At 73.2% G+C, this 7325-nt stretch carries 6 protein-coding genes; all 6 read left to right on the forward strand.

Features of this window, described 5'->3' with window-relative positions; all coding sequences use genetic code 11:
- The first annotated feature begins 4 nt into the window (after positions 1–4).
- From argG to tyrS, 6 genes are read left to right on the forward strand one after another with little or no spacing between them, the layout of a single operon-like run.
- Positions 5–1432, forward strand: coding sequence for an argininosuccinate synthase (argG, locus tag PHY01_RS24935; RefSeq protein WP_141282534.1), 1428 nt, complete (start codon positions 5–7; stop codon positions 1430–1432).
- Positions 1432–2859 carry an argininosuccinate lyase gene (argH, locus tag PHY01_RS24940; RefSeq protein ID WP_141282536.1) on the forward strand — a complete coding sequence of 476 codons (1428 nt, stop codon included), beginning with the start codon at positions 1432–1434 and terminating at the stop codon, positions 2857–2859. The genes argG and argH overlap by 1 nt, the downstream gene beginning before the upstream one ends.
- Positions 2856–4091: an aspartate aminotransferase type Ic gene (locus PHY01_RS24945; RefSeq protein WP_141282538.1), complete on the forward strand. Its 1236-nt coding sequence runs from the start codon at positions 2856–2858 to the stop codon at positions 4089–4091. The genes argH and PHY01_RS24945 overlap by 4 nt, the downstream gene beginning before the upstream one ends.
- On the forward strand, positions 4088–4708 hold the full coding sequence (locus PHY01_RS24950; RefSeq protein WP_370467467.1) for a DNA-3-methyladenine glycosylase: 621 nt from the start codon (positions 4088–4090) through the stop codon (positions 4706–4708). The genes PHY01_RS24945 and PHY01_RS24950 overlap by 4 nt, the downstream gene beginning before the upstream one ends.
- Positions 4709–4727: 19 nt before the next feature.
- Positions 4728–5735 carry an iron-siderophore ABC transporter substrate-binding protein gene (locus PHY01_RS24955; protein WP_141282539.1) on the forward strand — a complete coding sequence of 336 codons (1008 nt, stop codon included), beginning with the start codon at positions 4728–4730 and terminating at the stop codon, positions 5733–5735.
- Positions 5736–5770: 35 nt separating this feature from the next.
- Positions 5771–7048, forward strand: a complete 1278-nt coding sequence (gene tyrS / locus PHY01_RS24960; protein ID WP_141282541.1) for a tyrosine--tRNA ligase — start codon at positions 5771–5773, stop codon at positions 7046–7048.
- Positions 7049–7325: the final 277 nt, after the last annotated feature.

Raw genomic sequence — 7325 nt, forward strand, 5'->3', positions numbered from 1 at the left:
CCCCGTGAGCAAGGTCCTGACCTCCCTCCCCAAGGGCGAGCGCATCGGCATCGCCTTCTCCGGGGGCCTCGACACGTCCGTCGCGGTCGCCTGGATGCGCGAGAGCGGCGGGATCCCGTGCGCCTACACCGCCGACCTCGGCCAGTACGACGAGCTCGACATGTCCGGCGTGCCCGGTCGCGCACGGGAGTACGGCGCCGAGATCGCCCGCGTCGTCGACATCCGGCCGCAGCTCGTCGAGGAGGGCCTCGCCGCACTGGCCTGCGGCGCCTTCCACATCCGGTCCGGCGGCCGCACCTACTTCAACACCACCCCGCTGGGCCGCGCCGTCACCGGCACCCTGCTGGTGCGCGCGATGCACGCCGACGACGTCAACATCTGGGGCGACGGCTCCACGTTCAAGGGCAACGACATCGAGCGGTTCTACCGCTACGGCCTGCTCGCCAACCCCGAGCTGCGCATCTACAAGCCGTGGCTCGACGCCGACTTCGTCGCCGAGCTGGGCGGGCGCGACGAGATGAGCCGGTGGCTCACCGCCCGCGGCCTGCCCTACCGCGACTCCGCGGAGAAGGCGTACTCCACCGACGCCAACATCTGGGGCGCCACCCACGAGGCCAAGACCCTGGAGCACCTCGACGTCTCGCTGGAGACCATCGAGCCGATCATGGGCGTCAAGTACTGGGACCCGTCCGTGGCGGTCGAGACCGAGGACGTCGCGGTCACCTTCGAGGCGGGTCGGCCCGTGGCGATCGACGGCGAGCGGTTCGCCGACCCGGTCGCCCTCGTGCTGGCGGCCAACGCGATCGGCGGGCGGCACGGCCTGGGCATGTCCGACCAGATCGAGAACCGCATCATCGAGGCCAAGTCGCGCGGCATCTACGAGGCCCCCGGGATGGCGCTGCTGTTCGCCGCCTACGAGCGGCTGGTCAACGCCATCCACAACGAGGACACCGTCGCCAACTACCACAACGAGGGCCGCAAGCTCGGCCGGCTGCTCTACGAGGGCCGCTGGCTCGACCCGCAGGCGCTGATGGTCCGCGAGTCGGTGCAGCGCTGGATCGCCTCGTTGGTCACCGGCACCGTCACCCTGCGGCTGCGCCGCGGCGACGACTACACGATCCTCGACACCCGCGGCGACGGCTTCTCCTACCACCCCGACCGGCTCTCGATGGAGCGCGTCGAGAACGCCGCGTTCGGTCCGACGGACCGCATCGGCCAGCTCACGATGCGCAACCTCGACATCGCCGACTCCCGCGCCAAGCTGGAGGCCTACGCCGGGCAGCCGCACGACCAGGGCACGGTCCTCGTGGAGCACGGCACCCTGTTCGGCGAGCTGCCCTCGGGCGGGTTCGACCGGATCGCCGCGGCCGACGAGGCCCGCGACGCCGGGCAGCTGCTCGACGACGCCGCCCTCGAGGCGGGCACCGACTGATGGCGGCCCACACCACGTCCGCACTGTGGGGCGGCCGGTTCGCCTCCGGCCCCGCCGACGCGCTGGCCGCGCTGTCGAAGTCGACCCACTTCGACTGGCGCCTCGCCCCCTACGACGTGCGCGGCTCGATGGCGCACGCCCGCGTCCTGCACGCCGCGGGCCTGCTCACCGACGCCGAGCTCACCGGGATGCTCGACGCGCTGGCGAAGCTGGGTGCCGACGTCGGCTCGGGAGCGTTCGGGCCCGCCCCCGACGACGAGGACGTGCACTCCGCCCTGGAGCGCGGCCTCATCGAGCGGGCCGGCCCCGAGCTGGGCGGCAAGCTCCGCGCCGGCCGCTCCCGCAACGACCAGGTGGCCACGCTGTTCCGGATGTGGCTGCGCGACGCGGCCCGCCGGGTCGGCGCGGGCGTGCTCGACGTCGTCGACGCGCTGGTGGCGCAGGCGCTCGCGCACCCCGACGCGCCCATGCCCGGCCGCACGCACCTGCAGCACGCCCAGCCGGTGCTGCTCGGCCACCATCTGGCCGCGCACGCCCACGCGCTGCTGCGCGACGTCGACCGGCTGCGCGACTGGGACAGGCGGGCAGCCGTATCGCCCTACGGCTCGGGCGCGCTCGCCGGGTCCTCGCTCGGCCTGGACCCCGGGGCGGTGGCCGCGGAGCTGGGCTTCGACTCCTCCAGCGCCAACTCCATCGACGGCACCGCGAGCCGCGACTTCGCCGCCGAGGCCGCCTTCGTCCTCGCGATGATCGCGGTCGACCTCTCCCGGATCGCCGAGGAGGTGATCGTCTGGGCCACCGCGGAGTTCTCCTACGTCACCCTCGACGACGCCTTCTCCACCGGCAGCTCGATCATGCCGCAGAAGAAGAACCCCGACGTCGCGGAGCTGGCGCGGGGCAAGGCGGGCCGCCTGATCGGCAACCTCGCCGGCCTGCTCGCCACCCTGAAGGGCCTGCCGCTGGCCTACAACCGCGACCTGCAGGAGGACAAGGAGCCGCTGTTCGACTCCGTCGAGCAGCTCGACCTGCTGCTGCCCGCCGTCGCCGGGATGGTCGCCACGCTCACCTTCCACACCGACCGGCTCGCCGAGCTCGCACCCGCCGGGTTCACCCTGGCCACCGACGTCGCCGAGTGGCTGGTGCGCGAGGGGGTCCCGTTCCGGGTCGCGCACGAGGCGGCCGGCGGCTGCGTCCGCGTCGCCGAGTCCCGGGGCGTCGGGCTGGCCGACCTCACCGACGCCGAGCTCGCCGCCGTCCATCCCGTCCTGACGCCCGGGGTGCGCGACGTGCTCACCGTGGCGGGCTCGATAGCCTCACGGGACGCCCGCGGGGGTACCGCGGGGGAGCGCGTCGCCGAGCAGCTCGACGACCTGCGCGCCGCCGCGGCCGCCGCCCGCGACGCACTTCGCTTGGAGGATCTCCCATGACCACGGATCTGGCTTCCCGAGCCCAGGCCGACTACGACGCCCTCGTCGCGCAGGGCATGAAGCTCGACCTGACGCGCGGCAAGCCGTCGGCGGCCCAGCTCGACCTCTCGGCCGCCCTGCTCGGCCTGCCCGGCGAGACCTACCGGGCGGCCGACGGCACCGACACCCGCAACTACCAGGGCCTGCAGGGCCTCACCGAGCTGCGCGAGATCTTCGCGCCCGCGCTGCAGGTGCCCGTCGAGCAGCTGATCGCGTTCGGCAACTCCAGCCTGGAGCTCATGCACGACACGCTGGTGCACGCGCTGCTGTCGCCGCTGCCGGGCGCCGAGCGCCGCTGGGTCGACGAGGAGAAGGTCGTCTTCCTCGCGCCCGTCCCCGGCTACGACCGGCACTTCGCGGTGTGCGACCGGCTCGGCATCGAGCTCGTCGCCGTCCCGATGACGCCCGAGGGCCCCGACATGGACGTCGTCGAGCAGCTGGTGGCCGCCGACCCGTCGATCAAGGGCATCTGGTGCGTGCCGAAGTACGCCAACCCCGACGGCGTCGTCTACTCCGACGAGGTCACCCGCCGCCTGGCCACCATGCCCACCGCGGCCCCCGACTTCCGGATCATGTGGGACAACGCGTACGCGGTGCACCACCTCACCGAGGAGGCCATCGAGGTCGCCGACGTGCTGGCGCTCGCGGCTGAGGCCGGCCACTCCGACCGCCCGTTCGTGTTCGGCTCCACCTCGAAGATCACCCTGGCCGGGGCCGGGGTCGCCTTCCTGGGGGCGTCGGAGACGAACGTGAAGTGGTGGCTCGCGCTCACGGCCAAGCGCACCATCGGCCCCGACAAGGTCAACCACCTGCGCCACGCGCTGTTCTTCGGCGACACCGCCGGGGTCGCCGCGCACATGGCGAAGCACCGGGCGCTGATCGCCCCGAAGTTCGCGGCGCTGGAGCGGATCCTGACCGAGAACTTCGCCGACACCCCCGGTGTCTCGTGGTCGACGCCGAAGGGCGGGTACTTCGTCACCCTCACCGTGCCCGAGGGCACGGCGACGGCGATCGTCAAGCTGGCGAAGGAGGCGGGCATCGCCCTCACCCCGGCCGGTGCGACCCACCCCGGCGGAGAGGACCCGCAGGACGCGATCATCCGGCTCGCCCCCACCTTCCCGCCGCTCGACGAGGTCGAGAAGGCCATGGCGGGCGTGGCCGTGTGCGTGAAGCTGGCGCTCGCCACGGCGTGACGCCGTTGCTCGGTGCCGGGGAGCTCGCGGACGACGTCGTCACCGCGGCCGTGCGGTTGCTGGGGTGCACCCTGGAGTCCGACACCCCCGACGGCACGGTCGCGGTACGCCTGGTCGAGGTCGAGGCGTACCGCGGCGCCGACGACCCGGCGTCGCACGGGTTCCGGGGGCGCACCCCGCGCAACGCGGTGATGTTCGGCCCGGCGGGGCACCTGTACGTCTACTTCGTCTACGGCATGCACTTCTGCGCCAACGTCTCCTGTCTCGTCGACGGAGAACCCGGCGCGGTGCTGCTGCGCGGGGGAGAGCTGGTCAGCGACCCGGGGGTGGCGCGGCTGCGCCGGCCGACGGCGCGCCGCGACGTCGACCTGGCCAGGGGCCCGGCCCGTATGGCCGCGCTGCTGGGGCTGCGGCGCGAGCACGACGGTCTCGACGTCACCGACCCCACGTCGCCGGTGCGGCTGCGGGCCGGGTCGCCCGTCGACCCGGCCCGGGTGCGGAGCGGCCCGCGGGTGGGGGTCGTCGCGGCACACGACGTGCCGTGGCGGTTCTGGGTCGACGGCGAGCCCGCGGTGAGCGCGTACCGCCGGGCCGGTGCCTCTGGACGACGGAAATAGGTGAGGCTAGCCTCTGCTGGTGTTCGAACGACGCCGCGTCCGCGGCCTCCTGCTGCCGGCGCTCGTCGCCACCGTCTCCCTCGCCCTGGCCGCCTGCGGGGGTGCCCCGGCCGACACCGGCCCGGAGCCCGGCGCCTCGCCGGGCTTCCCGGTCTCGGTCGAGCACGCGCTGGGCACGACGGAGATCCCGGCGCCGCCGGAGCGGGTGGTGTCGCTGGGCTACACCGACCAGGACGCGATCCTGGCCCTGGGCGTTGTGCCGGTGGCCATCCGCGAGTTCACCGGGGGACAGCCATCGGCCACCTGGCCGTGGGCCGCGGACCTGCTGCAGGGACAGCAGCCGGCGGTCCTCGACGGGGAGTTCGGCCTGGAGGCCGTGGCCGCGCTGGAGCCCGACCTGATCGTGGCGGTGTCCGCGGGCCTGACCGCGGAGCAGTACGAGAGCTACTCGCGCATCGCCCCGGTGGTCACCCAGCCCGTCGGCGACCAGCCGTTCCAGAGCCGGTGGCAGGACACGACCCGGCTGATCGGGCAGGCGCTCGGGCGGGGCGCGCAGGCCGACGGGCTGGTCGCGGACCTGGAGGCGCGCTTCACGGCCGTCGCCGCGGAGTACCCGCAGCTGGCGGGCAAGCGGGCCGCGGTGGCGGCGCTGAGCTCGGTCGGGGCGGGCCAGTTCTTCGTCTGGACCTCCCAGGACAACCGCGGCCGGTTCCTGACCTCGCTCGGGCTGACGGTGCCCGCCACCTTCGACGAGCTCGCCGGCGAGAGCTTCTACGCCGACCTCAGCGCGGAGCGGCTCGGCCTGCTCGACGAGGCCGACGTGCTGGTGTGGCTGCAGATCCCCGGCACCGAGAACGCGACCCTGGAGGCGCAGCCGGGATACCCGGCGTTGCGCGTCGGGCAGGAGGGCCGCGTGGTCAACGCGAGCACCGAGCAGGCCGTCGCGCTGTCGTTCAGCAGCGTGCTGAGCCTGCCCGCACTGCTGGACACGGTCCCGGCCGAGCTGGCCGCGCGAGTGGGCGGCTGATCGTCGCCGACGGGCGCTGGGGAACAATCCCGGCTGTGAGCACCGACGTACTGGACGACCTGGAGTGGCGCGGCCTCGTCGCGCAGAGCACCGACCGGGCCGCGCTGCGGCGCGAGCTGGCCGACGGCGTCCTGACCCTCTACGCGGGGTTCGACCCGACCGGGCCGAGCCTGCACGCCGGGCACCTCGTGCCGCTGCTCACGCTGCGGCGGTTCCAGCAGGCGGGCGCCCGCCCGATCGTGCTGGCCGGCGGGGCGACGGGCCTGATCGGCGATCCCCGCGACGTCGGCGAACGGTCGTTGCACGACGAGGACACGATCCGCGACTGGGGTGCCCGCATCCGGGGGCAGCTCGAGCGGTTCGTGGCTTTCGACGACACGCCCAGCGGCGCGCTGGTCGTCAACAACCTGGACTGGACCGGGCAGCAGACCGCGCTGGAGTTCCTGCGCGACGTCGGCAAGCACTTCTCGGTCAACGTGATGCTCGGCCGGGAGACGGTGAAGCGACGGCTGGCCGCGGACGGGTTGTCCTACACGGAGTTCAGCTACCTGCTGCTGCAGAGCCAGGACTACCTGCACCTGTACCGCCGGCACGGCTGTCGCCTGCAGATCGGTGGATCCGACCAGTGGGGCAACATCGTCGGCGGGGTCGAGCTCGTGCGGCGTGTCGAGTCCGCCGCGGTGCACGCCCTGACGACGCCGCTGGTCACCGACGCCGAGGGCCGCAAGTTCGGCAAGTCCACCGGCGGCGGCAACATCTGGCTCGACCCGGCGATGACCTCGCCGTACGCCTGGTACCAGTACTTCGTGAACGTCTCCGACGCCGACGTCGGCCGGTACCTGCGCCTGTTCACGTTCCTGGCGCGGGAGCAGATCGAGGCGCTCGAGCAGGACGTCGCCGAACGGCCGCATCTGCGCGCCGGGCAGCGTGCGCTGGCCGCCGAGCTCACGACGCTGGTGCACGGCGCGCGACAGACGGAGCAGGTGGTCGCGGCCAGCGGCGCGTTGTTCGGGCGCGGCGAGCTGCGCGATCTCGACGCCACGACCCTCGACGCGGCACTGGCCGAGGTGCCGAACGCCCAGGTCGGCTCGTCGGAGGACCCGACGATCGTCGACCTGCTCGTCGCGACCGGTCTGAGCGAGAGCCGCGGTGCCGCGCGACGGGCGGTGGGCGAGGGGGGCGCGTACGTCAACAACGCGAAGGTCGTCGACGAGGCGTGGACCCCGGGCCCCGGCGACCCGCTCGCGGGTGGCTGGCTCGTCGTGCGGCGCGGCAAGCGCAATCTGGCCGGAGTCCGCGTCCTGAGCTCCTGACCTGCGGGTACACCGAAAAGGACCCCCCCGGTTTGACCCCCCTGAGGGCGCCTGTGTAACTTTCTCCTCGTCGCCACGGCGGGCAGCACGACAGACCGGGACGAAATCTTCGGCCCAGAGTCAGCCCGCGGAACGGTGACCACCCCGGCAAGGCCTTCCACCTCACGGTGTAGCCTTGCCCAGCACGTCCCAAGCAGTTGGGCCTGGCGGAGTTTGACACCGCGAACAGGACCATGTAGCTTGGAAAAGTTGCCCCGGCCCGGTCCGCAAGGATCGC

The sequence above is a fragment of the Pseudonocardia hydrocarbonoxydans genome, from assembly GCF_006539565.1.
Classification (GTDB): domain Bacteria; phylum Actinomycetota; class Actinomycetes; order Mycobacteriales; family Pseudonocardiaceae; genus Pseudonocardia; species Pseudonocardia hydrocarbonoxydans.